The organism is Micromonospora sp. R77, assembly GCF_022747945.1.
Classification (GTDB): Bacteria; Actinomycetota; Actinomycetes; order Mycobacteriales; family Micromonosporaceae; genus Micromonospora.
The window spans coordinates 2258350-2284800 of record NZ_JALDST010000001.1; the positions used below are offsets into that span (position 1 = coordinate 2258350).

Genomic DNA, 26451 nt, shown 5'->3' on the forward strand with positions numbered 1-26451 from the left:
ACGCCCGATTTGCACAACTTGTCGCCATATCCTGACTGACGGGACTGTCAGGGTGCGAGGGGGCGGCGGTGCGTGCGGTGACCATGGGGGCGACGACATTCCGCGCGGCCGGTGCCCTGACCCTGGCGGTGGCCGCCCTGCTCGGGTCCGCGTACGCCCTCGGCCGGAGCATGGTCCCCGAGCAGCCACCCCGCACCACCGCCTCGACGGTGCACGCCGACGGCCCGCGCTACGCCGACCAGCCACCGGACGACTCCCCCACGCCGCACACCGATGCGCCGGCCTCTCCCGTGCCGGCCTCGCCCGTGCCCGACCAGCGGCCGGCCGGCGACGGCGACGGCCCGTACGGCGCCTGGATGCACACCGGCACGGACCGGGTGGCGCTCACCTTCGACGACGGGCCGGACCCGCAGTACACGCCGCAGGTGCTCGACCTGCTCCGCAGCTACGGCGTCAAGGCGACCTTCTGCGTGGTGGGCGAGAACGCACAGAACCACCCCGATCTGATCGAGGCGATCGTGGCCGAGGGGCACACCCTCTGCAACCACTCCTGGAACCACGACACCACCCTCGGCAAACGCTCGCCGGAGTCGATCCGGGCCGACCTGCTCCGGACCAACGACGCCATCCGGGCAGCCGTCCCGGACGCCCGGATCACCTGGTTCCGGCAGCCCGGCGGCGAATGGACGTATCCCGTGGCGTCGATCTGCGCCGAGCTGGGGATGACGCCGCTGCACTGGGCGGTGGACCCGGCGGACTGGCAGGCGCCCGGGGCCGAGAAGGTCACCTCGGCGGTGCTGAGCGACACCGGCCCGGGCTCCATCGTGCTGATGCACGACGCCGGCGGGGACCGGCGGGGCACCGTCGAGGCGCTGCACCGGATCCTGCCGGAGCTGGTCGGCCGGTACCAGCTGGAGGCACTCCCCACGAACCCCACGTGACCCGCATCGCCCCGCCGGGCCTCCGCGCCGAGCCTGCGGAGTCGACCCCCGGGCCGCTACGGTGACGGAATGAGCAGCACCGAGCCGACCGCAGACCGGGTCTCCCGCGCCGACCGGCTGGCGCCGGTCGAGGTCGCCGAGGTGCTGGCGCTGGCCCGGACGGCCGGGGACGCCGACGGTGCCGACCCGCTCGACGAGCACGTGCTGCTGCGGCTGCGCGACCCGGAGGCGCCCGCGGTGCACCTGACCGCGCGCGCGGTGGACGGCACGTTGACCGGTTACGCGCACCTGGACACCACCGACGCCACCGGGATCGGGGTGGAGTTGGTGGTGCACCCGGCGTACCGGCGGCGCGGCACCGGGCGGGCGCTGGCGCGGGGGTGCTGGCCGCGGCCGGCGGCCCGCTGCGCGCCTGGGCGCACGGCGACCATCCGTCCGCCGCCGCGCTCGCCGTCGACCTGGGCTTCGCACGCGCCCGGGTGCTGTGGCAGCTGCGCCGGCCGCTCACCACCGCGCTGCCGGAGCTCCGCCTGCCCGACGGGGTCGAGTTGCGGGCGTTCCGGCCGGGTGAGGACGACGAGGCGTGGCTGGCGCTCAACAACGCCGCCTTCGCCACGCACCCCGAGCAGGGCCGGTGGACCCTCGACGACCTGCGGGTACGCCTCGCCGAGCCGTGGTTCGACCCGGCCGGCTTCCTGCTCGCCGTCGAGTCGGCGTCCGGCCGGCTGCGCGGCTTCCACTGGACCAAGGTGCACGAGCGCCCGGGTTCGGCCCGGATCGGCGAGGTCTACGTGCTGGGGGTGGACCCGACGGCGCACGGCGGCGGGCTCGGCCGGGCGCTGACCACGGCGGGCCTGGCCCACCTGCGGGACCGGCGTGGGCTGGACCGGGTGATGCTCTACGTGGACGAGTCGAACACCGCCGCGGTGGCCCTCTACGAGCGGCTCGGCTTCGCCCGCTGGTGCGGGCACGTCAACTACCGGCTGGGCTGAACGGCCCGCCACCCGTCCCACCGAACGGTCATGCCGGTGCACCCGGTGGGACGACGGCCGTGGTGGACATATCGCCTCAACAGCGACAACGGGTCGCGAGTTCACGAAAAGGACAACCGCTCCTCAGCCACCGGCCACCGGACCGGGCGCACCTGTTCATCTTCCGTTCACTTGTGACCGGCGAACCGTCTACCTGGCACTTCTAGCTTTCACATCAGCCGGTCCGCCCGGCACCCGGGCCTCCATCCGGGCGACCTGACCAAAGATGTGAAGGGAAACCCCTCAGGTGAAGCTCCAGCGGCACGGCGCCATTGCCTGCCTCGCTCTTACTGCGGTGCTCGGTCTCAGCGCTTGCGGCTCGGACAACAACGAGTCGTCCGCTGCCTCCCCCTCCGGCTCGGCCGCTGCGGCCGACTGCGCCAAGGGCACGCTGAACGCGCAGGGCTCCTCGGCCCAGAAGAACGCCATGGCCGAGTGGATCAAGGCGTACCAGCAGAAGTGTGCCGGCAGCACGATCAACTACGAGCCGTCCGGCTCGGGCGCGGGCATCCAGGCCTTCATCGCGGGCACCGCCGACTTCGCCGGCTCGGACTCGGCGCTCAAGCCGGAGGAGCAGCCGCAGGCCGACGCCAAGTGCTCGGGCGGCAAGGCCATCCACCTGCCGATGGTGATCGGCCCGATCGCGGTCGCCTACAACGTCAGCGGCGTGGACAACCTCCAGCTCAGCCCGAACACGCTGGCCAAGATCTTCGCCGGCAAGGTCACCAAGTGGGACGACGCGGCGATCAAGGCGGACAACCCGGACGCCAAGCTGCCGGCGACCACCATCCAGACGGTGCACCGCTCGGACGAGTCCGGCACCACCGACAACTTCACCAAGTACCTGTCGAAGACCGCCGACGCGGACTGGACCTTCGCCAACGCCAAGGCGTGGAAGGCCCCGGGCGGCACCGGCGCCAAGGGCTCCGACGGCGTGGCCAGCTCGGTCAAGGGCGCGGACGGCTCGATCGGCTACATGGAGCTCTCCTTCGCCGAGAACGCCGGGCTGAAGAAGGCCAAGATCAAGAACGGTGCCGGTGAGTACACCGAGCTGACCGGCGAGGCGGCCGGCAAGACCATCGCCGGGGCCAAGGTCGAGGGCCAGGGCGACGACCTCAAGATGTCGATCGACTACAAGACCACCGAGGCCGGGGCGTACCCGATCGTCCTGGTGACCTACGAGATCGTCTGCAGCAAGGGCCTCGCGGCCGACAAGCTGCCGCTGGTCAAGGGCCTGCTCGGGCACGCGGCCAGCAGTGAGGGCCAGGCCGAGCTGAGCGAGCTGGGCTACGCCCCGCTGCCCGACTCGGTCCGCACCAAGGTCGAGGCCGCGGTCAAGAACCTCTCCTGACCGTCCCGAGCGACACCACTCCTCAATTCGAAGCGAGCGAGCAGATGGGTGAAACCCCTCCCGGCTCGGCGCACGCCGGCACCGGCGGGACCCGCGTGGCCTCAGGTCACGAGTGGACCGCCGGTGCCTCGGCGCGTGTGGCCGAGACCTCTGTCAGCACCCGTACCCCCGACGGGAACGGGTTGGGCGGCGGCGGCGCGACGCTGCCCCGGGCCCGGGCGTTCGGCGCGGAACGGGCGTTCCGCGGTCTCACCCTGGCCGCCGGCACCGCCGTGCTGGTCATCATCGCGGCGATCGCGGTCTTCCTGATCGCCAAGGCCGTGCCGGCGCTGCGCGCGGACACCGAGAACTTCTGGACCTACGAGGGCTGGTCGCCCAACCAGACCGAACCGAAGTTCGGCATCGGCACGCTCGCCTTCGGCACCGTGCTCAGCTCCGCGCTGGCGCTGCTCATCGCGGTGCCGGTGGCGCTGGGCATCGCGCTCTACCTGTCGCACTACGCCCCCCGCCGGCTGGGCACCGCCCTCGGCTTCCTGATCGACCTGCTGGCCGCCGTGCCCAGCGTCGTGTTCGGCCTCTGGGGCCGGGACGTCTTCATCAACCCGGTACGGGACTTCTCCGTCTGGCTGAACGAGTACTTCGGCTGGCTGCCGATCTTCGGTGGCGACGGCCCGTTCGGCAAGTCGGTCATGCTCGGCTCGCTGGTGCTGGCCATCATGGTGCTGCCGATCATCACCTCGCTCTCCCGCGAGGTGTTCCTGCAGACCCCGACCGCCAACGAGGAAGCCGCCCTCGCCCTGGGCGCCACCCGCTGGGAGATGCTCCGCACCGCGGTGCTGCCGTACGGCCGGCCGGGCATCATCGCCGCGGTCATGCTCGGCCTGGGCCGCGCCCTCGGCGAGACCATCGCGCTGGCGATGACCCTCGGCATCACCTTCGGCATCTCGTTCAACCTGATCCAGAACGGCGGCAACACCATCGCCGCGAACATCGCCAACGCGTTCGGCGAGGCGAACGAGACCGGCCGGGGCGCCCTGATCGCCTCCGGCCTGGTGCTCTTCACCATCACGCTGATCGTCAACATCACGGCGCGCGTGATCATCTATCGCCGCCGCGAGTTCACGGAGTCGGCCGCATGACCACCACCGTCGCGAACCACCGCACCCGACCGCCGGCCCAGCCGGCCACGCTGCGTACCAGGCGGCTGCCGAGGTACGCCGCGCCCGCCATCGCCCTGGCGGCCCTCCTGGTCGCCGCCGGGATCGTGTACGGCGCCGGCATCGGTGGCCCGGTCCTGGTCGTGGTCATCGGCGCGCTGCTCTACCTGGCCGGCCTCTTCGTCGCCGCGAACGCGGTGGAGGGGCGCCGGTCGGCGCGCGACCGCACCTGGAGCGCGCTGATCCACTCGGCCTTCGTGCTGGCCGTGCTGCCGCTGGCCTCGGTGGTGTGGACCCTGGTCAGCAAGGGCGCCGAACGCCTGGACGGCAACTTCTTCGGCACCTCGATGAACAACATCGGCGCCCGGGACGCCAACGGCGGCGCCTACCACGCCATCATCGGCACCCTGGAGCAGGTCGGCATCGCCGCCCTGATCACGGTCCCGCTCGGCATCCTCTGCGCCATCTACGTCGTCGAGTACGGGCGCGGCCGGTTCGCCTTCGCGATCCGGTTCTTCGTCGACGTGATGACCGGCATCCCGTCGATCGTCTCCGGCCTCTTCGTCCTGGCGTTCTGGGTGCTCGTGGTGTCACCGACGTTCAACGACGGGCGGCCGAGCTTCTCCGGTTTCGCCGCCGCGCTCGCGCTGAGCGTGCTGATGCTGCCGACCGTGGTCCGTTCCACCGAGGAGATGCTGCGGCTCGTCCCGCCGCCGCTGCGCGAGGGTGCGTACGCCCTCGGCGTGCCGAAGTGGAAGACCATCCTGCGGGTGGTCCTGCCGACCGCGCTGCCGGGCATCGTCACCGGCGTCATGCTCGCCATCGCGCGGGCCGCCGGCGAGACGGCCCCGGTGCTGCTCGTGGCCGGCGGCGGCGCGGCGATCAACTTCAACCCGTTCGAGAACAACCAGTCGTCGCTGGCCCTCTTCGTCTACCAGCAGGCCGGCGACGCCTCCAAGTACTCGCCGGCACGGGCCTGGACCGCGGCGCTGACCCTGGTCGCCCTCGTGCTCGTCCTGACCATCGCGGCGAAGTTGCTGGCCCGCCGCAACCGGCTCGGCCGATGAACCCCGGAGGTACCACCACCATGGCCAAGCGCATCTCCGCCACGAACGTCACCGCCTACTACGGCGCCTTCAAGGCGATCGAGAACATCAACCTGACGGTCGAGCCGAAGACGGTCACCGCCCTGATCGGCCCGTCCGGCTGCGGCAAGTCGACCTTCCTGCGGTCGATCAACCGGATGCACGAGGTGCTGCCCGGTGCCCGGGTCGAGGGCAGCCTGACCATCGACGACCAGGACATCTACGACCGGGACGTGGACGTGACCGCGGTCCGCCGGACCATCGGCATGGTCTTCCAGCGCCCCAACCCGTTCCCCACCATGTCGATCTTCGACAACGTGGTGGCCGGCCTCAAGCTGAACGGGGTCCGGAAGAAGTCGATCCTGGAGGAGGCGGCCGAGAAGGCGCTCCGCTCGGCGAACCTCTGGGACGAGGTGAAGGACCGCCTCGGCAAGCCCGGCGCCGGCCTCTCCGGCGGTCAGCAGCAGCGGCTCTGCATCGCCCGGACCATCGCGGTCGAGCCGCAGGTCGTCCTGATGGACGAGCCCTGCTCGGCACTCGACCCGATCTCCACGCTGGCCATCGAGGACCTGATGTTCCAGCTCAAGGACAAGTTCACCATCATCATCGTCACGCACAACATGCAGCAGGCCGCCCGCGTCTCGGACCGTACCGCCTTCTTCTCCATCGAGAAGACCGGCGACCCCGGCCGCCTCATCGAGTACGACAACACCCAGAAGATCTTCAGCAACCCCGCCATGAAGAAGACCGAGGACTACATCACCGGCCGCTTCGGCTGACCCCCCTCACCCCCCCGCCCCGCCTGGGCGCAATTTCACGGAAAGAGTGGCCATCCGGTGCCGGATGGCCACTCTTTCCGTGAACGAGGGGCCTCACCCGCGAGCGGGGCGGGGCGGGGGGCGGGGTGGGGTGGGGTGGGGCGGGGGTGGGGTGGGACGGTGCGGGCTCAGCGGAGGTGGAAGCGGGCGGTGCCGTCGGCGGCGAGGTCCAGGTGCGGGGTGATGGGGGTGGCGGCGTCGCGGGTGGCCGAGGCGGCCACCACTCCGGCCAGGTCGCCGGCGGCGGCCACCTCGGCGAGGGTGACCATCGTCGGCGGCAGCATCGTCAGCTCCCCGGCCTCCGCCCGGGCCAGGGCGTCCGCGGGACGGATCCACATCGTGTGGTCGGCCTCGCCGGAGACGTCCCGGGTCCGCTGCCCCTCCGGCAGCAACGCCAGGAAGAAGTACGTGTCGAAGCGGCGCGGCTCGAACTCCGGGGTGATCCAGCGGCTCCACGGCAGCAGCAGGTCGGAGCGGAGGGTGAGCTGTCGCCCGGCCAGCAGGTCGGCGAAGCCGACCCGGCGCCCCTCCAGGTCCTGCCGGGCGGTCTCCCAGTCGTCCCCGCTGACGTCGCCCACCACGGTCGCCGCGTCCGGGCCGGCCAGCAGCACACCGGCCTCCTCGAAGACCTCCCGCGCGGCGGCACAGACCACCGCCTGGGCGGCGTCCGGCGCCTGGCCGAGCCGCTCGCCCCAGGTCGCCGGCTCCGGGCCGGCCCAGTCCAGGTGCGCCTGGGAGTCGGAGCGGTCCACGCCGCCGCCGGGGAAGGCGTACATGCCGCCGAAGCTCATCGCGGCGACCCGGCGGATGACGTACACCTGGAAGTCGGTGCCGGCCGGGCGGAGCAGCAGCACCGTGGCCGCGACCCGCGCGGTGGCCGGGGTGCCGCCCTCGGCCCGGAACCGGCGGTAGTGCTCCACCAGGGCGGGGGGTGCGGCGAAGCCGTCGGTCGTCATCCCGCGAGCCTAGTTCCCGCCGACCGGGACGGCGCACCGGCGGGACGTCGCCCGCCTGCCCACCGAGCCGGCCCCCGGTCCGCCGGGGGCCGACCAACCGGACCAGGGGCAGGTGCCCGGCCGCCGGACATCCGCCGCCGGGCCACCGGCCGGGCGGGGGCTTCCCGACGGGTGGATCTTCCGCCCGGTGGTCGGGCGGCCCGGGATAGCGTGCCGGCATGACGCGTTGGGGAATCCTGGCCACCGGACACATCGCCGGCCGCTTCGCCGAGGACCTGAAACTGGTCCCCGACGCCGAGCTGGTCGCCGTCGGCTCGCGTACCCGGGAGAGCGCGGAACTCTTCGCGGCCCGGCACGGCGCGTCCCGGGCGTACGCCTCCTGGGCGGAACTGGCCGCGGACCCGGACCTGGACGTGATCTATGTGGCCACCCCGCACGCCGCCCACCACGAGGCGGCCATGACCTGCCTGGCCGGTGGCAAGGCCGTGCTGGTGGAGAAGCCCTGCACGCTGGACCTGGCCACCACCACGGAGCTGGTGGAGACCGCCCGGGCCCGCGGGGTCTTCCTGATGGAGGCCATGTGGATGCGGACCAACCCGATGATCCTGCGGGTGGTCGAGCTGATCGCCGACGGGGCGATCGGTGAGGTGACCCACGTACGGGCGGACTTCGGGGCGGCGGGGCCGTTCCCGCCCGAGCACCGGATGCGGGCCCGGACGCTGGGTGGTGGCGCCCTGCTCGACCTCGGGGTCTATCCGCTCAGCCTGGCCCACCTGCTGCTCGGCGTGCCGCAGCACATGCAGGCGTGGGCGAAGCTCGGCCCGGAGGGCGTGGACGAGAACACCGGCATCGTGCTCGGCTGGGAGTCCGGCGCGGTCGCCACGCTGAGCTGCGGCATGGTCGGCGCGACCGCGATCACCGCCGCGATCACCGGCACCACCGGCCGGATCGACCTGCCCGAGCCGTTCTTCCGGCCGGGCTCGGCGGTGCTGCACCGGCTCGGCGCCGAGCCGGAGACCATCCCCGCCGACCTGACCGGCGGGGGCTACCAGCACGAGGCGGTCGAGGTGCAGCGCTGCCTGGCCGCCGGGCTGACCGAGAGCCCGCTGGTCCCGCACGCCGCCACCCTGGAAGTGATGGCGCTGCTCGACGACGTCCGCGCCCGGATCGGCGTGGACTACGCGTGAGAAAGGGGCCCTCGTCGTCGACGAGGGCCCCTTCGCGTCGGCTCAGAAGAGCGGGCGGATGACCAGGTAGGTGAGGCAGGCGATCAGCGCGGCCGCCGGGAACGTGATGACCCAGGCGATCACGATGTTGCCGGCGACGTTCCAGCGCACCGCGGAGAGCCGCTTGGTCGCGCCCACACCCATGATCGCCGAGGTGATCGTGTGGGTGGTGGAGATCGGCGCCTTCAGCACCAGGGCGTTGAAGTAGAGCACCGCGCTGGCCACCGTCTCAGCCGCGAAGCCCTCCGGCGGGCCCAGATCGATGATCTTGCGACCGAGGGTACGGATGATCCGCCACCCACCGGAGTACGTGCCCAGCGCCAGCATGGTGGCCGAGGTCCAGAACACCCAGCCCGGGATGTGCGTCTTGTCGGACTGGTAGCCGCCGGTGTAGAGCGCCAGGACGATGATGCCCATCGTCTTCGCGGCGTCCTGCATGCCGTGGCCGACCGACATGGCCGCCGCCGAGGCGGTCTGCGCCCAGCGGAAGCCCCGGTTCAGCTTGCCCGGCTGCCCCTTCCGGAACAGCCAGAGGATGGCCAGCATCACCAGGAAGCCCAGGATCAGACCCACCACCGGCGAGAGCACCATCGGGATGATGACCTTCTCGATGATGTTGCCCCACTGCACCACGCCGTCGGCGGCGAAGAGGGTCGCCCCCACCAGGCCGCCGAAGAGGGCGTGCGAGGAGGACGAGGGCAGGCCGAAATACCAGGTGATCAGGTTCCAGACGATCGCACCGAGCACCCCGGCGAAGACCACCCCCAGGCTGACCACCCCCGGGGGCAGGGTCACCAGGCCGTCGCCGACGGTCTTGGCCACCCCGGCGCCGAAGTGCGCGCCGACGAAGTTGCCGACGGCCGCCAGCGCGAGGGCGACCCGGGGTGTCAGCGCCCGGGTGGAGATGCTGGTGGCGATCGCGTTCGCCGCGTCATGGAAGCCGTTCGTGTAGTCGAACGCCATGGCGGCCACGATCACCGCCAGTACGGCGATGAGTTCGGGACTCACGGGATCAGGACTCCTTGACCGTGATGGTCTCGACGGTGTTCGCCACGTGCTCGAAGGCGTCGCAGGCGGCCTCCAGCTCGTCGGCGACCTCCTTCATCTTCAGCACGGTGAGCGCGTCGTACTCGCCGGAGAAGAGGCGGACCAGCAGCATCCGGTACGCCTGGTCGCCGTCGTTCTCCAGCCGGTTGCACTCGATCCAGTAGTCCTCGAGGTCCTTCATCGACTTCAGCCGGGGCATCGCCTCGGCGGTCAGCTTGGCCTGCTGGTCCAGCACGTTCACCAGCTCGTGCAGCTCGCGCGGCAGCGCGGGGAGCTTGGTGAGGCCGTACAGGTAGAGCAGGTTGCCGACCGCCTCCAGGTGGTCCATCACGTCGTCGAGCAGCGAGCCCAGACGGTAGATGTCCTCCCGGTCGAACGGGGTGATGAAGGTAGAGTTGATCTTCTTGTACAGCTCGTGGGTGATCTGGTCGCTGTCGTGCTCGACCTCGGTGAGCCGCTCGCTGACCGACTGCACGTCGACATCCGGCAGGCCCAGCTCGTTGAGGAGCTCGGTACCCCGCACCAGGTTCTGCGCGGCCCTGGTGAAGAGCTCGTAGAAGGCGCCCTCGGTGGGACGGAAGGAAAACTTCACAGCACGGACCTCGTCGTGTCGGGTGGAAGGGTCGCGGACGCCAGGGCACCCGCTGATGGGCATGCTAGGGACCCGGTGGAACCGCGAATTCGCCGGCCCACCCCTGGTCAGGCCGCATTCACCGCTCGTTCACCTGCCGTTCACCTTGCCCGCTCGATCCGTCCCGCAACCGTCGGCGCTCCTGCTCCACGTCGAATCCGGCGGCCGGATACCCGAGATCCAACCCGTCGAACGTCTCCCGCAGCAGGTGGGCCACCGCCCAGTCCCGATACCACTTCCGGTCCGCCGGGACCACGAACCAGGGCGCGGCGTCCGTGTCGCACCGACCCAGGGCCTCGGCGTACGCGGCCCGGTAGTCGTCCCAGCGGGCCCGGGAATCCAGGTCGCTCGGGTTGTACTTCCAGTACTTGTGCGGGTCGGTGAGCCGTTCCATCAGCCGCTCGCCCTGCTCGGCGTACGAGATGTGCAGCATCACCTTCACCACCGTGACCTGGCCCTCGACCAGCTCCCGCTCGAAGGCGTTGATCTCGTCGTAGCGGGCCCGCCAGGTGGCCTCGTCGACCAGCGACTCGACCCGGGCGACCAGCACGTCCTCGTAGTGCGAGCGGTTGAAGACGCCGACGTAGCCGGGCGGCGGCAGGGCCCGCCGGATCCGCCACAGGAAGTCGTGCCGCGACTCCTCCTCCGTCGGCGGGCCGAACGAGCGGATGTGCAGGCCGAGTGGGTTCATCGCGCCGGCCACCCGCCGGATCGTGCCGTCCTTGCCGCCGCAGTCCATCGCCTGGAGCACCAGCAGCAGCCGGCGCGGCCGGTCACCGTCGAGGTGGGCGTCGGCCGCCGTCGGGGCGCCGGTCGGGGCCTCCGGGCCGGCGGCGCCCTTCGCGGCGGCGTACAGCATCTCCTGCTGCCGGCCCAGCTCGGCGCCGACCAGCTCGACCTGCTCCCGGGCCCACGCCTTGCGCTGCTTACCGTGGCCGGCCGCGCCCGGCAGCCCCGGCGTGGACCGCGGGTCGATCCCGGCCAGCTCGACCCGCCCGCCGTCCGGCGTCACCCGCAGCAACTCCCGCATCGCGCCGCCCTCCGGCCGCACGACGCCCGACTCGTCGACTCCGCTCATGTCTCGATCCTCACCCACCCCGCTGCCGTTCGCCTCCCGTGGACGCCGGATGGCGGTGTCACGTTCCGGGGCGCTGTCGCGTCCGGTGGGAGGGCAGAATGCGCCCCGGGGGAGGGAGAGCGTGGTGGAAGAGCTCGCGACAGGGTTCACGGCCGAGTTCGAGGCGGAGCGGGGGCACCTGACCGCGGTCGCGTACCGGATGCTGGGCAGCCGCAGCGAGGCCGAGGACGCCGTGCAGGAGACCTGGCTGCGGTACGCGGGCGCGCTCGCCGACCCGGCCACCCGCGCCCAGGTGCGCCAGCTGCGCGGCTGGCTCACCACCACCTGCTCGCGGATCTGCCTGGACGTGCTCCGGTCCGCCCGGGTACGCCGCGAGACGTACCCCGGCCAGTGGCTGCCGGAGCCGGTGGTGCGGGACCTGCCGACGGCCGACGGCTTCGCCCCCGACCCGGCGGAACGGGCTGTCCGGGCCGACCAGCTCGGCACCGCCCTGCTGGTGGTCCTGGAACGGCTCACGCCCGAGCAGCGGGTCGCCTTCGTGCTGCACGACGTCTTCGCGGTGCCGTTCGCCACCGTCGCCGAGGTGCTCGGCACCACCACCGAGGCGGCCCGGCAGCTCGCCTCCCGGGCCCGCCGCGCGGTCACCGCGCCGGACGTGCCCCGGCACACCGCCGACCTGGCCGAGCAGCAGCGGGTGCTCGCCGCGTTCACCGCCGCCGTCGAGTCCGGCGAGCTGGACCGGCTGGTCCGGGTGCTCGCCCCGGACGTGGTGCTGATCGGCGACGGCGGCGGGGTCCTCCCGGCGGGTCGCCGGCCGATCGTCGGCGCCGACACGGTGGCCCGCTTCCTGCTCGGCCTCTACGGCCAGGCGCTCCGGCCCGGCACCCGGCTGCGGGTCCGGCCGGTGCTGGTCGACGGCGGCCTCGGCTGGCAGCTGGACCTGGCGCGTCCCGACGGCCGCCGGGTGCTCATGGTGAGCGCCTACGCGGTGCACGACGGACGGATCACCGGCGTCTTCCACCAGCTCAACCCGGCGAAGCTGACCGGGCTGCCGGCGTTCGGGCCGGACGACAGCTGGCCGCCGCCGGCCTAGACCACCAGGGCCAACCACTTCCGGTACGACGTGGCGAACGGCTCGGTGCCGTCGCCGAGCGCGTCGAGCAGCCACCGGGCCGCCGCCTCCGCCTCGACCACCAGGTCGTCCGGGTAGCCGAAGCGCTCCCGGTGCTCGGCGAACTCGTCCTCGTCGCGCAGCTCGACCAGGCCCGTCGTCCGGCGGCGCACCACGTCCAGGTCGAGGTCGACCAGGTGGACGGTGTCCGTCCCCTCCCAGCGGGCCGGGGTGGCGATGTCGCAGTAGACCTCGCTGGTCCGGGGCGGCGGGTTGAACATGCCGGTCCACCACGCGTGGTGCGGCACCAGCAGGACGAAGGGGATCTGCTCGACCGACGGCCGGCCGTGGTAGACCGACTCGGTGCCGGCCGGCACGCCGAGCCAGACGCCGAGGTCGTCCTCGGCCAGCCGGCGGGCCGGGTAGTCGCGGTGCGCGCTGCCGTCGTACTTGCGGTAGACCACGCGGACCACATCGCTCGGCATGACTGGCACCATAACCGATTCCGCCCACGCGCCGCGATCGGCCCGTAACCGGACGCGACCCGGCAACCGGACCCGCGCCACGCGGCGGATCGGCGCGGCCGGTGTCGGCGGTGCCGGGTACCGTCGCACGGTGACCCCGCCCCGCGCCGCCACCGGTTCCACCGTCCCCAAGAGGGGTCGGGGCAACCGGCCGAGCGGGCTCGACCTGCTCGCCGCGGCGGTCGGCGCGGTGCCCGGCGGAGCCGCCCGCCCCGGCCAGCAGCAGATGGCCGAGGCGATCGGACGGAGCATCGCCGACCGCGAGCACCTGCTGGTCCAGGCCGGCACCGGCACCGGCAAGTCGCTGGCCTACCTCGCCCCGGCGCTCACCGTGGACGGCCCGGTGGTGGTCTCCACGGCCACCCTGGCGTTGCAGTCCCAGCTGGTCGAGCACGACCTGCCCCGGCTCGCCGACGCGGTGGAGCCGGTGCTCGGCCGGCGGCCCACCTTCGCCGTGCTCAAGGGGCGGCACCACTACCTCTGCCTGGCCCGGCTGGACAACTCGACCGAGGACGAGCCGGAGGACACCCTCTTCGACGCCCCCGCCCGGCCGGCCGGTGGCACGAAGTGGCTCGGCGAGGCCGGCCGGATGGGCAAGCAGATCCAGCGGCTGCGCGACTGGGCGGAGAAGACCGACACCGGCGACCGGGACGAGCTGGACCCGGGCGTGGACGACCAGGCCTGGCGGCTGGTGTCGATGCCGGCCCGGGAGTGCGTCGGGGCGGCCCGCTGCCCGTTCGGGGCCGAGTGCTTCGCCGAGGCGTCCCGGGCCCGCGCCCGGGAGGCCGACGTGGTGGTCACCAACCACAGCCTGCTCGCCGTCGACATGCTCGCCGGCCGGCACATCGTGCCGCCGCACAAGCTGCTCATCGTCGACGAGGCACACGAACTGGCCGACCGGGTCTCCTCCGCCGCGCAGGCCGAGCTGGTGCCCGAGCTGATCGACCGGTCCGCCCGCCGGGCCCGCCCGCTGCTGCGGCCGGAGGTCGCCGACCGGCTCACCGAGGCCGGTGACGCCCTCGCGGTCGGGCTGGCGGAGGCCCCGGCCGGGCGGCTCACCGCCGGCCTGCCCGGCCCGCTGCGCGAGGCGTGCACGCTGCTCGACGCGGCGACCCGGGCCGCGCTGGAGGCGATCGGCGACGTCAAGGCCGACGACCCCGACCCGGTCCGCAAGCAGCAGGCCAAGGCGGCACTCGACGAGCTCTCCACCACCGCCCAGCGGCTCCTGGAAGAGGGCGACCACGACGTGGCCTGGGTGGAGAAGCCCGACAACGGCAGCCGGCGCGCCCTGGTGGTCGCCCCGCTGTCGGTCGCCGGCACCCTCGCCACCCACCTCTACGACGAGCGGACCGTGGTGGCCACCTCGGCCACCCTCGCGTTGGGCGGCCGGTTCGACACGGTGGCCCGGGCGCTGGGGCTGGACGCGCCCCCTCCCACCCCGCCGACCCCGGCCGCCGCCGCCCTCGCGGCCAGCACGACGCGCGGCGACGCCGCCACCGCCCCGGTGGCCACCGCGCCCGGCAGCAATGCCGCCACCGGCACCGTACCGGCGACGTCCGGGCCGGGCTGGCGGTCGCTCGACGTCGGCTCCCCGTTCGACTACGCCCGGCAGGGCATCCTCTACGTCGCCGCACACCTGCCCCGGCCCAGCGTCTCCGGGCTGCCCGAGGCGGCCGGCGAGGAGTTGCTGGCGCTGGTCGGGGCGCTCGGTGGGCGTACCCTCGGGCTCTTCTCCTCGCGGCGGGCCGCGCAGCAGGCCGCGGAGCTGGTCCGGGCGCGGACCGACCTGCCGGTGCTGCTACAGGGCGAGGAGGCGCTGCCGCTGCTGGTCCGCCGCTTCCGCCAGGAGCGGGAGAGCTGCCTGTTCGGGGTGATGTCGCTCTGGCAGGGGGTGGACGTGCCGGGCGACGCCTGCCAGCTCGTGGTGATCGACCGGCTGCCGTTCCCCCGCCCCGACGAACCGCTCGCGGCGGCGCGGGCCGCGGCGGTCGACGCGGGCGGTGGCTCCGGCTTCGCGGCCGTCAGCGTGCCGATCGCCGCCGTGCGGCTGGCCCAGGGCGTGGGGCGGCTGATCCGTGCCACCGGTGACCGGGGCGTGGTCGCGGTGCTCGACTCCCGGCTGGAGACCGCCCGGGGCTACGGCCCCTTCCTGCGCCGGTCGCTGCCGCCGTTCTGGTACACCACCCGCGCGGACGTGGCGCGCGGCGCGCTGGAGCGGCTGGCCAAGAGCTGACGCCCGCGTCCGGGTTCGGACGCGGGCGTCGGGACGAGCGAGCGGTCAGGGCACCTGGGAGCCGACCACCACCGCGTCCGGCGGGGTGTCCGGCACGGTCCGGGCGGCCAGCCGACGTACGGCGGTGTTGAGCACCGCGATCAGCGGCACCGCGACCAGCGCACCGGCGATCCCGGCGAGGACCACCCCGGCGGCGATGCCGATGATCACGGCGAGCGGATGGATGGCCACCGCCCGACCCATGATCAGCGGCTGGAGCAGGTGCCCCTCCACCTGCTGCACACCGATCACCACGCCCAGGATGATCAACGCGGTCACCGGGCCGCTGTCGACCAGCGCCACCAGCACCGCCACCACCCCGGACAGGGCCGCGCCGACGATCGGGATGAACGCCCCCAGGAAGACCAGTGCGGCCAGCGGGAAGGCGAACGGGATGTCGAAGATGACCAGGAAGATGCCGATGCCGACCGCGTCGATGAACGCGACCAGCACGGTCGCCCGGACGTACGCGCCCAGCGTCGACCAGGACGCCCGGCCCGCGTCGTCCACCTTCCAGCGCGCCGCCACCGGCAGCAGCCGGACCAGGAAACGCCAGATGTTGTTGCCGTCGCGGAGGAAGAAGAACGTCGCGAAGAGCACCAGGATGGTGCCGGTGAGCACCTCGGCCAGGGTGGCGGCGGTGGAGAGCGCCCCGCTGGTGAACTTCGAGGTGTTGCCGTTGATCCAGCCCTGCGCCTCGTCGATGTAGCGGTTGAGCTGGCCGTCCGACAGGTGCAGCGGGCCGGTCTTGAGCCAGTTCTGGATCTGCCGGACCCCCTCCGACGACTTGTCGCTCAACTGCGGCACCCCGGCGATGAACTCGTTCACCACCAGGGTCAGCGTGCCGATCACCGCGGCCAGGCCACCGACCAGCACCACCCCGGTCGCCAGCGACCTGGGGAAGCGGGCCCTGAGCAGCCAGCCGACCGCCGGGGCGAGCAGCGCCGACAGCAGCAGCGCCACCGCCAGCGGGATGATCACGATGCTGATGGTGCCCACGATCTTGAGCAGCGCCCACGTCACCACGCCGATCACGATCAGGCGCCACGACCAGGCCGCGGCGATCCGCAGCGCATGCGGCACGTCCGCGTCGTCCCGGCTGGAGGTGGAGTTGTGCAGGGCGGCCGGCGGCTCCACGCCCACCACGGTCGCCGCGGTCGGTGCCACCGGGCCCGGCACGGCCGGCGAGGCCACCCTCGCCTCCCCCGGTGCGTCGTCGACGTCCCGGCGGCCCGCGCGCACCGACTCACGTCCGGACTCGTACGCGCGGCGGAGCCGTCCGCGTACCCGCTCGAAGCGGCTCAAGCGCACCTCCTGCAACAGAACCGGCCCACCCACGTCGACGGGGGGCCAGGATACGTCGAACCGCCTCACCGTAAGGCGGTTCCGCCACATTGCCCAGCGTGGCCCTCGCGTAACCACCGGCCGGAGCGCCCCGGGCCACCGGGTACCGTCTCCGGCGTGACCGCCGACCAGAACCTCGACTCCGGCCTGCCGATCCGCCTGCTGCACGACCGCGTACTGGTGCGGATGGAGGGCAGCGAGGGCGAGCGCCGCTCCACCGCCGGCATCGTCATCCCGGCCACCGCCGCCGTGGGCAAGCGGCTGGCCTGGGCGACCGCCGTGGGGGTGGGCCCCCACGTCCGCACCGTCGTCGCCGGCGACCGGGTGCTCTTCGACCCCGACGAACGCTCCGAGGTCGAACTGCACGGCCGGGCGTACGTCCTGCTCCGCGAGCGCGACGTGCACGCGGTCGCCGCCGAGCGGGTCGAGAAGGAACCCACCGGCTCCACCGGTCTCTACCTGTAGCTCCCCGCCGTTTGCGCGGCTGCGCGGCGGGAAGCCAGGCACCTCCAGCGCGCCCTGGGGAGGGACCATGCCGGTATTCGTCAAGAAGCTGCTGACCTGGGGAAGCGTCGCGTTCCTGATCTACTTCATGGCGTTCCGGCCGGACGGGGCGGCGCAGATCTTCAAGGCGATCGGCGGGCTGCTGATGGCGATGGCCCAGGGCCTCGGCGACTTCCTCACCGGCCTGATGACCTGACCCGGCACCCGGGCGGTCAGGCGCCCGGCGGCCAGGGTGCGGCCGGGCGCGGGCCGTACCAGCCGGGCGGGCCGTAGCCGGCCGGCCAGGCCGGGGGCGGCGGTGGGGCGAGCACCACCGGGATCGGCACCACCGGCTCGTCGGGCGCCTCGACGGCGCGCTGCGACCCGTCCGGGAACCGCAGGTGGTAGCGGTCCCCGTCCCAGACCCCGACCGGCGCCTGCGGGTCCCGACCCACGAAGAAAGTCCGGTACGCGGCGATCGCGTCCAGCAACTCCCGTTCCTCCCGGGCCGTCCGGTCCCGGTCGGCCTGCTTGCGGTCCAGTCCCCGGCGCATCCCGTCCCGCAGCAGCGCCAGCCGGGTCGCCGCGAACTGGTAGCCGCGCATCGCCTTCAGCCCCCCGTCGCCGGCCACCCGGCGGGCCCAGGTCCGGGCCGCGTGCCGGCGACCGAGGCTGCCCAGCGCCGCCACCTCCGGCGGGGTGAGCCAGCCGGCGCGGACGTAGTCCGGCAGGGTGCGCTCGGTGAGCCGTCCCTCCCAGGCGCGCAGCCAGATCGCCAGCCCGACCATGCCGAAGAAGATCGGCACCATCACCCCGATGTAGCCGTAGAGCGCGATCAGCGGCTGACCGGTCGCCGCGGCCAGCGACGGCAGCAGGTTCCAGGTGCCGTGCAGCATCATCGCCAGCAGCAGGCCGGCGATCGGGGCGAGGACGCGCAGCCGGCGGTCCGCCGCCCGGGCGCTGACGCCCAGCCCCACCCCGGTCATCGAGGTGAACAGCGGGTGGGCGAAGCCGAAGAGCAGGATCCGGACGATGAAGATGGCGATCACCTGTCGGGCGCCGGTCGCCGGGCCGTACTCCTCGACACCCACCCGGTAGCCGTAGCCGCCCAGGTAGAGGATGTTCTCCACCATGGCGAAGCCCACCGCGGAGAGCCCGCAGTAGACCAGGCCGTCGGTGATCCCGGACCATTCCCGCCGCCGGAAGACCAGCAGCAGGATCGGCCCGAGGGCCTTGGTCAGCTCCTCGATGAACGGGGCCACCAGCACGGCGGTCAGCGCGCTGGGCAGCCCCCAGTCCTTGAACTGCCCGGCGAAGAACTCGTTGACCTTCAGCGAGATGGCGGTGGAGACGAACGCGCCCCAGGCGAAACAGAAGATCAGGTATTTCAGCGGCTCCGGCTCGTAGCGGTCGAGCCAGAGGAAGCAGGCGACCAGCACCGGGACCGGCAGGATCGCCGCGATCACGCCGATCAGCAGCGCCTCGGCACCGAGGTTCTCGCCGAGCGTCCACACCATGAAGACCGCGCCGGCGGCGATCACCAGGACGACTGCGGCCAGCGCCAGGAACCGCCGCCAGCCGAGCCGGCGCAGCGGCATCCGGGGGGCCGGCGCGCCGGACGGCGGAACGGCGGGCGCGGTCGGCGGCGGCAGGGCTCCGCCGGGCGGGGTGTCGGCCATGCGGTCAGCGTAGTCACCTCCGGCCCACTGGTCCGGCCGCATTCCGACCGCTATGCTGCCGGGCAGGTCACGAGTGCCAGCGCGAAGCCCCGGCTTGCTGGCCGGCAACCCTCGTCGAGTTCGCGGTGGGGTGCCCCGGGTGATGACCGGGCCCAGCCCGAACGGCGTGCTGGGCAAGCGCGGACCCCGTCCCGGTGCCCACACCCCGGGGTCCCCAGGACCCTGGAGGCTGCTGGCATGACCGTCACTCTCGTACCCCCGACGCCCGTCCTCCCGGCCCCGGCCCGGACCGACCCGCTCGGCGTGCTCGGCGTGCCGGGTGAGATCAACCTGGACTACGCGGCCAGCGCGCCCTGCGCGCGGGCCGCGGCCGACGCGGTGGCCGAGCTGCTGCCCTGGTACGCCAGCGTGCACCGCGGCGCGGGCGCGCTGTCGCGACGCTGCACCCTCGCCTACGAGCGGGCCCGGCAGACGGTCGGCGACTTCGTCGGCGCGCGGGCCGGGGACCACGTGGTCTTCACCCGCAACACCACCGACGCGTTGAACCTGCTGGCCCGGGCGCTCCCGGCCGGCACCACGGTGGTCACCTTCGCCGGTGAGCACCACGCCAACCTGCTGCCCTGGCCGCGCGGCTCGGTCCGGCTGCCGGTGCCGGCCAGCCCCGCCGAGGCGGTACGCGCGCTGGACGCCGCCCTCGGCGAGCTGCGCCGGGTGCCCGCCGGCCGGCCCGCCCCGACCCCCGCCGGCCCACCGGTGCTGGTGGCGGTGACCGGGGCGAGCAACGTGACCGGGGAGCGCTGGCCGGTGGCCGAGCTGGCCCGGGTGGCCCGCCGGCACGCCGCCCGGATCGTGGTGGACGCCGCCCAGCTCGCCCCGCACGCCCCGGTCGACCTCGCCGCCCTGGACGTCGACTACGTGGCGCTCTCCGGCCACAAGCTGTACGCGCCGTTCGGCGCGGGGCCCTGGTCGGCCGGGCCGACTGGCTGGACGCGGCACCGCCGTACCTGGTCGGGGGCGGGGCGACCAGCCACGTCGGGGCGGGCACCCACGAGGTGCGCTGGACCACCGGCCCGGCCCGGCACGAGGCGGGTACGCCGAACCTGCTCGGCGCGGTGGCCCTGGCGGCGGTCTGCGCGGCGCTCGCCGAGGCGGACCGGCCCGCGCTGCACGCCCGCGAGCAGGCGCTGCTGACCCGGCTGCGGGACGGGCTGGCGGCCCTGCCGCACGTCGTGGAGCTGCGCACGTTCGGCCCCCCGACGCGCCCCGGGTCGGCATCGTCTCGTTCGTGGTGGCCGGCCGGGACTCCGCCGAGGTCGCCGCCCGGCTCGCCACCGCGCACCGGATCGGGCTGCGGGACGGGTTGTTCTGCGCCCATCCGCTGGCCCGGCGGCTGCTCACCGAGGCCGCCGCGCGCAGCGGCCGGCGGGACCTGCCGGCCACCGCGTTGCGGGCCAGCATCGGCCTGGGCAGCACCGCCGCCGACGTGGACCGTCTGCTCACCGCGCTGCGTCCGCTCGGGTCGGGCCGCTGACCGGTCGCCACCCGGGCGGTCGGGCCGGGACCGGGGCGCTCAGCCGAGCGGTGGGGCGGTGGGGGGTTTGGGGGCCGGGTTGGCCTCGGCCGGGCCGGCGGACGGTTTGTCGTGGTCGCCGAAGGCCTGGCGGACCAACCGGTTCGCCTCGTCCTGGTCGACACCGGAGGCCACCATCAGGTCACTGGCGGTGGTCCGCACCTGGGCGACCACCACGCTGCCGGAGAAGCCCACCCCCGCCCCGTACGCCCGGCCGGCCTCGCTGACCGCGCGTAGGCACCGCTCCCGGGCCTGCTGCGGCTCCTCGCCGGCGGCGAACTCGTGCCGGAGCAGGCGTACCGACTCGGCGAGGTGCGCGACGGCGTCCGGCATCGGCTCCGGGATCGGCTCCTCGTCCTCGATCATCGTGACCGAACGGCGGATCAGGGTGCCGCTGTTGCGCATCGCCCGGTCGATCGGCTCGGCGGCCTCGGCGTAGTGGGTGAGCTCGCTGCGCCGGTGCCAGCGGGCCGGCGAGATGGTGATGGTCTCCTTGGCGCCCTCGATCGCCTCGGAGAGCGCATTCAGCTCCTCCTTGTTCTCCCGCAGCCGGAACAGCGCCTGCTGCGCCGCGCCCCGGTCCCGGGTACGCAGCGCCTCCGCGCAGACGTCGAGCTGCGCGGAGAGCAGGTCCAGCGCCGGCCGGGCGGCCCGGTTGATCACCCGTAGCGGGTTCAGCGGCAACAGGATCGCGGTGACCAGCAGCGCGATGCCACCACCCACGAAGGCGTCCACGAAGCGCGGGATCTCCAGGTTCTGGGTGGACGGGGTGAGCGTCACGATCAGCACCGCGGTGGCCGCCGCCTGGATCACGATCGCCACGCTGGCCCCGGCGAAGACGGTCACCACGATGGCCGCGGTGACCACCAGGCCGAGCTGCCACGCGCCGGCGCCGAGCAGATAGATCAGCAGGTCGCCGAGGAACACGCCCACCGCCACCCCGGCGATCAGCTCCACGGTCCGGCGCAGCCGTTGACCGACGGAGGCGGCCAGCGTGCCCACTGCGGAGATCGGCGCGAAGACCGGCTGCGGGTTGCCCAGGAACTGGTGGGACACGATCCAGGCCAGCGCGGCGGCCAGTCCCGCCTGCACGGCCAGGCCGAACGCGGCGCGCACCCGGTGCATCCGGTCGTGCAGGGTGGCCTTGCTGCGCTGCCGCAGCTCCTGCATCCCCTCGGCGATCCGGGCCGAGTCGGCGTCCACCAGCCCCTCGCGCAGCACCCCACGGCGCATGAACGGAGGTCTTCGGTCCCGGGCCACGGCGCGGACTACCCGCCCCGGACCCGGCGAATCCTCGCACCGGTGCGGCAGACTGCACCGGGTGGACGAGTTGATCGAGCGGTGGCGGGACGCGGCCCGCGCGGCGGGCGCCACCGACCCGGGTGCGGTGGACCGGGCCGGGGAGCGGCTGCTGGCCGGCTGGCGGGAGCCGCACCGGCACTACCACACCCTCGACCACCTGCTGGCGGTGCTCGACGTCGTCGACGCGTACGCCGGGCTGGCCCGACGGCCGGCGCTGGTCCGGCTGGCGGCCTGGGCCCACGACGCGGTCTACGATCCCCGGGCCGCGGGCGACGCCAACGAGCGGGCCAGCGCCGACCTCGCCGCCGGGCTGCTCGCCGCCGCCGGCACGCCGGCCGACGCGGTGACCGAGGTACGCCGACTGGTGCTCCTCACCGCCGGCCACACGGTCACCGCCGGCGACCCCGACGGCGCCCTGCTCTGCGACGCCGACCTGGCGATCCTGGCCGCCCCACCCGCCCGCTACGACCGCTACGCCGCCGCCGTCCGTCGCGAGTACGCGCACGTGCCCGAGCCGGACTTCCGGGCCGGCCGGGCCCGGGTGCTGACCGCCCTGCTCGCCCTGCCGGCCCGCTACCGGCTCCCGCCGCTGCACGCCCGCTGGGAGGCCGCCGCCCGCGCCAACCTCACCCGCGAACTCGCCGCCCTCACGAGCTGAGGGCGCTCGGTTCAGCGGTGCAGGTGCCGGGGGCGGCGCAGGCCGGCGGCGCGCAGCAGGCGGACCAGTTCCCGGCTGGGGACGACCTGCGCGCCGAGCCAGACCGCCATCGGGAAGCGTTCCGCCGGGATGTCGTAGTGGTCCCGGTCGAAGCCACGGCGGGGCGCGCCCAGCGCCTCGGCGAAGGCGTGCAGCTCGGCGTAGGAGACGTCGCTGATCAGGTGCGACCAGAGCCGCCCCCGCCAGGGCACGGCCGGCCGGTCGAGATACAGCATGGCGGCCACCCTAGCCGGGGACGCGCCCGGTTGATGATCACGCGGGGACGACCTAGCCTTCCCCGCATGGCCGACAGCCCCCTCCTCGACGACCTGCGGGCCGCCCTCGGCGACGCCGCCGTGCTCACCGACCCGGACCTGCTCCGGCTGCACGAGCGGGACGAGGCCGATCTCTGCGCCGCCGGCACGCCGCTCGTGGTCACCCGGCCGCGCAGCACAGACGAGGTGGTGGCGGTGGTCCGGGCCGCCGCCCGGCACGGCGTACCGGTGGTGCCGCAGGGTGCCCGGACCGGGCTGGCCGGCGCCGCGAACGCCGTCGACGGCGCGGTGGTGCTGAGCACCGTGGCGATGGACCGGATCCTGGAGATCGACCCGGTGAGCCGGATCGCCGTGGTCCAGCCCGGCGTCGTCAACGCCACGCTGGCCGGCGCGGTGGCGGAGCAGGGGCTCTACTATCCCCCGGACCCGGGTTCCTGGGAGTCCTCCACCATCGGTGGCAACGTGTCCACCAACGCCGGTGGCATGTGCTGCGTCAAGTACGGCGTCACCACCGAATACGTCCTCGGCCTGGAGGTGGTGCTCGCCTCCGGCGAGGTGCTGCGTACCGGCCGGCGGACCGCCAAGGGCGTCGCCGGGTACGACCTGACCCGGCTCTTCGTCGGCTCCGAGGGCACCCTCGGCGTGGTCACCGAGGTGACCGTGTCGCTGCGGCCCGCCCCCGAGGAGTCGCTGACCCTGGTCGCCGTCTTTCCCTCCACCGCCACCGCCGGCACGGCCGTCGCCGGGATCGCCGAACGGGGACTCAGCCCCAGCCTGCTGGAGCTGCTGGACCGCACCCATCTGGTGGCGATCGAGGCGTACCAGCCGATGGGGCTGCGCACCGACGCGGAGGCGCTGCTGCTGGCCGCCGTGGACACCGGCTCCCGGGCGGCCGACGACCTGGCCCGGATCGCCGAGGTCTGCACGGCGGCCGGCGCCGACGAGGTCTACGCGGCCACCGACGCCGTCGAGGCGGCGGCCCTGCTCCAGGCCCGTCGCCTGGCCCACCCGGCGATGGAGAAGTTCGCCGCGACGACCTTCCCGGACGGCAACGGCGGCCTGGTGATCGACGACGTGGCGGTGCCGCGCGGCGCGCTCGCCGAACTGCTCGACGGGGTGGCCCGGATCGCCCGGGAGTGCGACGTGCCGATCGGCGTGGTCGGGCACGCCGGCGACGGGAACATGCACCCCAACATCGTGGTCGACCGGGCCGACCCGGCCAGTGTCGAGCGGGGCCGGCGGGCCTTCGACGAGATCATGCGGTTGGGCCTGGAACTCGGTGGCACCTGCACCGGGGAGCACGGCGTCGGGCTGCTCAAGCGGGACTGGCTGGCCCGGGAGATCGGCCCGGTCGGGGTCCGGGTGCACCACGCGATCAAGGCCGCGCTCGACCCGGACGGCCTGTTCAACCCCGGCAAGGTGCTCTGACGCTCAGCCCTTCACCTCGGCCGGGGTGGCCTGGGTGAGCAGCAGCAGGATCTCGCCGGCCACCGGGGGCCGCTCCTCGCCCGGGCAGTCCTGCTGGGTGATGGTCAGCCCCGGCGGGATGAGCAGCGTGGAGGTCAGCGTGTCGATGCAGGAGAGCTTGTAGGCGCGTGCCTGGTCGGTCTCCTTCGCCAGCTGCGGATCGGTGGCCATCCGCTGCAACCGCTGGGTCTGCTCCGGGGTGAGCCGGCCGGTCGAGTTGACCCCGTCACCGGCGCAGTCCCGGCAGTCCCAGCTGCCGTCCGGCTTCACCAGGAGCGTCCGGACCGAGCCGTCCGCGCCGACCTTCTGCAGCAGCTCGATCGGGCGGGGACCGGCCGTCCCGGACGCTCCGCCGGTCGGCGCTGTCCCGGTCTTCGCGGTGGCGTCCTCCGCCCGGTCGAGCATCGAGCAGCCGGTGAGGGCGACCGCCAGCAGGGCACCGGCCGAGAAAGGGATGAGACGCGTCCAGGAAGGGCGAAACACGCAGGCGAACCTATCTCACCGCGGCCCGGAGCCGGTACCGGCCGACCGGCCGCCAGGTGAACACCTAGTGGCGCGGCGTCGGATCGACTACCGGGAGGACGAGGGAAGTTCGACGCTGTCGCCGTCGACCCCCCGGTCGGCCGCGAAGCCGCGCACGTCGGGCGCGCCGAGCCGGGCCGCGTCCGCTGCCACGTCGTCCACCATCAGCTGCGACTGCCGCTCCGCCGCCACCCGCGCCCGGTAGTGGGTCACCTCGCGGGCCCGGGTCCCGGCGTCCCAGCCGAGCACCGCGCCCATCAGCTCGGCGGCGTGCTCCGCCGACTCCAGGCCGCGGTGGCTGGTCTCGAAGGAGATCCGGGTACGCCGGGTCAGCACGTCCTCCAGGTGCAGCGCCCCCTCGGCCCGGGCCGCGTACGTCACCTCGGCGGCCAGGTATTCCGGGGCGCCGGCCAGCGGCGAGCCGAGCAGCGGGTCCGCCTCGATCAGGGCGAGCAGTTCCCGGGTGAGCGTGCCGTACCGCTCCAGCAGGTGTTCGACCACGCCGACCGGCACCCCGTGCCGGCGGGCCAGGTCGGCCCGGTCCCGCCACATCGCCGCGTACCCGTCGGCGCCGAGCAGCGGCAGGTCGGCGGTACGCGACGGTCGGTTCCAGCCCAGCCGGTGCACCGCCCGGTCCACCACGTCGGCGGCCATCACCCGGTACGTCGTGTACTTGCCGCCGGCCACCAGCAGCAGCCCGAGCATCGGCTCGACCACCGCGTGCTCCCGGGACAGCTTCGAGGTGGAGTCGGCCTCGCCGGCCAGCAGCGGGCGCAGCCCGGCATAGACGCCCTCGATGTCGGCCGTGGTGAGCGGCCGGTCGAGCACGGTGTTGACCTGCTCCAGCAGATAGTCGATGTCCTTGGCGGTGGCCGACGGGTGGCCCCGGTCCAGCCGCCAGTCGGTGTCCGTGGTGCCGATGATCCAGTGGCCACCCCACGGGATGACGAAGAGCACGCTGGACGCGGTGCGCAGGATCAGCCCGGTCTCGCCGGTGATCGCCGAGCGGGGCACCACCAGGTGCACCCCCTTGGAGGCCCGGACCCGGACCCCGGGGCGCAGCCCGACGTCGTTGAGCATCCGCGACATGTCGTCGCTCCACACGCCGGTGGCGGCGATGACCGTGCGGGCGCGTACCTCGAACTCGGCGTCCGGGGAGTCGGCGGGGGCCTCCAGGTCGCGGACGCGGACCCCGGTCACCTCGCGGGCCTGCCGGATCAGGCCGACCGCGCGGGCGCTGGTCACCACGGTCGCCCCCAGGCTCGCCGCGGTCCGCGCCAGCGTCACCACCAGCCGGGCGTCGTCGACCTGCCCGTCGTAGTAGCGGATCGCGCCGGCCAGGGTGTCCGGGCGGAGGCTGGGGAAGATCCGGCGGGCACCCTCCCGGGTCAGGTGCCGGTGCAGGGGCATGCCCCGCCCACCGCCGAAGACCCCGGCGAAGGCGTCGTACGTCGCCACCCCGAGCCCGTAGTAGGAGCGGCGGAACAGCCGGACCGGCAGGTCGCGCGGGCCCCGGCCGGCGGGGAGCGGGACCAGGAACGGCACCGGGCGGACCAGGTGCGGCGCGAGCCGGGTGGCGAGCAGCCCGCGCTCGGTCAGCGCCTCGTGGACCAGGTGGAACTCCAACTGCTCCAGGTAACGCAGGCCGCCGTGGATGAGCTTGCTGGACCGGCTGGACGTGCCGGCGGCGAAGTCGCGGGCCTCCACCAGCGCCACCTTCAGCCCTCGGGAGGCGGCGTCGAGCGCGGCTCCCGCCCCGGTCACCCCACCGCCGATGACCAGCACGTCGAACTGCTCGGTACGCAGTCGGCGCAGGTCGTCGGCGCGGCGGGCGATGGAGAGCTGGCCGGCGGCGGCTCGGGACACGTTGGGGTCACGCACCCG

General features: G+C 73.7%; 23 protein-coding genes, 2 pseudogenes and 1 riboswitch. Of the genes and pseudogenes, 14 read left to right on the forward strand and 11 right to left on the reverse strand.

The window, feature by feature from the left end:
- Positions 1-83 precede the first annotated feature (83 nt).
- The 6 genes and pseudogenes from MRQ36_RS10445 to pstB all read left to right on the forward strand — a co-directional run bounded on the left by MRQ36_RS10445 (position 84) and on the right by pstB (position 6344).
- Positions 84-941 carry a polysaccharide deacetylase family protein gene (locus MRQ36_RS10445; protein ID WP_242800995.1) on the forward strand — a complete coding sequence of 286 codons (858 nt, stop codon included), beginning with the start codon at positions 84-86 and terminating at the stop codon, positions 939-941.
- Between the two features lie 69 nt (positions 942-1010).
- Positions 1011-1933, forward strand: a pseudogene (gene mshD, locus MRQ36_RS10450) (mycothiol synthase).
- 286 nt (positions 1934-2219) lie between these two features.
- Positions 2220-3323 carry a phosphate ABC transporter substrate-binding protein PstS gene (gene pstS, locus MRQ36_RS10455; protein ID WP_242794672.1) on the forward strand — a complete coding sequence of 368 codons (1104 nt, stop codon included), beginning with the start codon at positions 2220-2222 and terminating at the stop codon, positions 3321-3323.
- Positions 3324-3367: 44 nt separating this feature from the next.
- Positions 3368-4462, forward strand: a complete 1095-nt coding sequence (gene pstC, locus MRQ36_RS10460; protein WP_242794673.1) for a phosphate ABC transporter permease subunit PstC — start codon at positions 3368-3370, stop codon at positions 4460-4462.
- Positions 4459-5547 carry a phosphate ABC transporter permease PstA gene (gene pstA, locus MRQ36_RS10465; RefSeq protein ID WP_242794674.1) on the forward strand — a complete coding sequence of 363 codons (1089 nt, stop codon included), beginning with the start codon at positions 4459-4461 and terminating at the stop codon, positions 5545-5547. The genes pstC and pstA overlap by 4 nt, the downstream gene beginning before the upstream one ends.
- 20 nt (positions 5548-5567) lie before the next feature.
- Positions 5568-6344, forward strand: a complete 777-nt coding sequence (gene pstB, locus MRQ36_RS10470) for a phosphate ABC transporter ATP-binding protein PstB (RefSeq protein ID WP_242794675.1) — start codon at positions 5568-5570, stop codon at positions 6342-6344.
- A gap of 167 nt (positions 6345-6511) precedes the next feature.
- Here pstB and MRQ36_RS10475 read toward each other — a convergent pair whose 3' ends face one another.
- Positions 6512-7339: an NUDIX domain-containing protein gene (locus MRQ36_RS10475; RefSeq protein ID WP_242794676.1), complete on the reverse strand. Its 828-nt coding sequence runs from the start codon at positions 7337-7339 to the stop codon at positions 6512-6514.
- 218 nt (positions 7340-7557) lie between these two features.
- Between MRQ36_RS10475 and MRQ36_RS10480 the strand changes: the two genes are divergently transcribed.
- A complete protein-coding gene (locus tag MRQ36_RS10480; RefSeq protein ID WP_242794677.1) occupies positions 7558-8526 on the forward strand; it encodes a Gfo/Idh/MocA family protein in 969 nt (322 codons plus the stop codon).
- Positions 8527-8568: 42 nt separating this feature from the next.
- Here the strand turns inward: MRQ36_RS10480 and MRQ36_RS10485 are convergent, their stop codons facing one another.
- The 3 genes from MRQ36_RS10485 to MRQ36_RS10495 form a co-directional block, all read right to left on the reverse strand.
- Positions 8569-9573 carry an inorganic phosphate transporter gene (locus MRQ36_RS10485; protein WP_242794678.1) on the reverse strand — a complete coding sequence of 335 codons (1005 nt, stop codon included), beginning with the start codon at positions 9571-9573 and terminating at the stop codon, positions 8569-8571.
- A gap of 4 nt (positions 9574-9577) precedes the next feature.
- Entirely contained in the window at positions 9578-10204 is a 627-nt protein-coding gene (locus tag MRQ36_RS10490; protein ID WP_242794679.1) for a DUF47 domain-containing protein, read from the reverse strand.
- 118 nt (positions 10205-10322) lie between these two features.
- Positions 10323-11321, reverse strand: a complete 999-nt coding sequence (locus MRQ36_RS10495) for a PPK2 family polyphosphate kinase (protein ID WP_242794680.1) — start codon at positions 11319-11321, stop codon at positions 10323-10325.
- A 124-nt stretch (positions 11322-11445) separates the two neighbouring features.
- Between MRQ36_RS10495 and sigJ the strand changes: the two genes are divergently transcribed.
- Positions 11446-12414, forward strand: coding sequence for an RNA polymerase sigma factor SigJ (sigJ, locus tag MRQ36_RS10500; protein WP_308194796.1), 969 nt, complete (start codon positions 11446-11448; stop codon positions 12412-12414).
- Here the strand turns inward: sigJ and MRQ36_RS10505 are convergent.
- Positions 12411-12917 (reverse strand): DUF402 domain-containing protein, encoded by a 507-nt coding sequence (locus MRQ36_RS10505; protein WP_242794681.1) that lies wholly within the window; start codon positions 12915-12917, stop codon positions 12411-12413. The genes sigJ and MRQ36_RS10505 overlap by 4 nt on opposite strands.
- A gap of 130 nt (positions 12918-13047) precedes the next feature.
- Between MRQ36_RS10505 and MRQ36_RS10510 the strand changes: the two genes are divergently transcribed.
- Positions 13048-15189 (forward strand): ATP-dependent DNA helicase, encoded by a 2142-nt coding sequence (locus MRQ36_RS10510; RefSeq protein ID WP_242794682.1) that lies wholly within the window; start codon positions 13048-13050, stop codon positions 15187-15189.
- Positions 15190-15234: 45 nt separating this feature from the next.
- Here MRQ36_RS10510 and MRQ36_RS10515 read toward each other — a convergent pair whose 3' ends face one another.
- Positions 15235-16533 carry an AI-2E family transporter gene (locus MRQ36_RS10515; RefSeq protein WP_242794683.1) on the reverse strand — a complete coding sequence of 433 codons (1299 nt, stop codon included), beginning with the start codon at positions 16531-16533 and terminating at the stop codon, positions 15235-15237.
- 156 nt (positions 16534-16689) lie between these two features.
- On the opposite strand from MRQ36_RS10515, the gene MRQ36_RS10520 reads away from it, so the two are divergent.
- Both MRQ36_RS10520 and MRQ36_RS10525 read left to right on the forward strand, forming a co-directional pair.
- On the forward strand, positions 16690-17037 hold the full coding sequence (locus MRQ36_RS10520) for a co-chaperone GroES (protein ID WP_242794684.1): 348 nt from the start codon (positions 16690-16692) through the stop codon (positions 17035-17037).
- Positions 17038-17104: 67 nt separating this feature from the next.
- Positions 17105-17272 carry a hypothetical protein gene (locus MRQ36_RS10525; protein ID WP_242794685.1) on the forward strand — a complete coding sequence of 56 codons (168 nt, stop codon included), beginning with the start codon at positions 17105-17107 and terminating at the stop codon, positions 17270-17272.
- A 16-nt stretch (positions 17273-17288) separates the two neighbouring features.
- Here MRQ36_RS10525 and MRQ36_RS10530 read toward each other — a convergent pair whose 3' ends face one another.
- On the reverse strand, positions 17289-18776 hold the full coding sequence (locus tag MRQ36_RS10530) for a PrsW family intramembrane metalloprotease (RefSeq protein ID WP_242794686.1): 1488 nt from the start codon (positions 18774-18776) through the stop codon (positions 17289-17291).
- Between the two features lie 23 nt (positions 18777-18799).
- A riboswitch (SAM riboswitch) is annotated at positions 18800-18920 on the forward strand.
- 51 nt (positions 18921-18971) lie between these two features.
- On the opposite strand from MRQ36_RS10530, the pseudogene MRQ36_RS10535 reads away from it, so the two are divergent.
- Positions 18972-20265 (forward strand): annotated as a pseudogene (locus MRQ36_RS10535) (aminotransferase class V-fold PLP-dependent enzyme).
- 39 nt (positions 20266-20304) lie between these two features.
- On the opposite strand, the gene MRQ36_RS10540 reads toward MRQ36_RS10535, so the two are convergent.
- On the reverse strand, positions 20305-21507 hold the full coding sequence (locus tag MRQ36_RS10540) for an aromatic acid exporter family protein (protein ID WP_242800999.1): 1203 nt from the start codon (positions 21505-21507) through the stop codon (positions 20305-20307).
- 118 nt (positions 21508-21625) lie between these two features.
- Between MRQ36_RS10540 and MRQ36_RS10545 the strand changes: the two genes are divergently transcribed.
- Complete coding sequence (locus MRQ36_RS10545) at positions 21626-22264, forward strand: metal-dependent phosphohydrolase (RefSeq protein WP_242794687.1); 639 nt, start codon at positions 21626-21628, stop codon at positions 22262-22264.
- Between the two features lie 11 nt (positions 22265-22275).
- On the opposite strand, the gene MRQ36_RS10550 is transcribed toward MRQ36_RS10545, so the two are convergent.
- On the reverse strand, positions 22276-22539 hold the full coding sequence (locus tag MRQ36_RS10550; RefSeq protein ID WP_242794688.1) for a DUF4031 domain-containing protein: 264 nt from the start codon (positions 22537-22539) through the stop codon (positions 22276-22278).
- Positions 22540-22605: 66 nt separating this feature from the next.
- Between MRQ36_RS10550 and MRQ36_RS10555 the strand changes: the two genes are divergently transcribed.
- Complete coding sequence (locus MRQ36_RS10555; protein ID WP_242794689.1) at positions 22606-24006, forward strand: FAD-binding oxidoreductase; 1401 nt, start codon at positions 22606-22608, stop codon at positions 24004-24006.
- 3 nt (positions 24007-24009) lie between these two features.
- Here MRQ36_RS10555 and MRQ36_RS10560 read toward each other — a convergent pair whose 3' ends face one another.
- Positions 24010-24528: a hypothetical protein gene (locus tag MRQ36_RS10560; protein ID WP_242794690.1), complete on the reverse strand. Its 519-nt coding sequence runs from the start codon at positions 24526-24528 to the stop codon at positions 24010-24012.
- A gap of 87 nt (positions 24529-24615) precedes the next feature.
- Positions 24616-26433, reverse strand: coding sequence for a glycerol-3-phosphate dehydrogenase/oxidase (locus MRQ36_RS10565; protein ID WP_242801001.1), 1818 nt, complete (start codon positions 26431-26433; stop codon positions 24616-24618).
- Between the last annotated feature and the right edge of the window lie 18 nt (positions 26434-26451).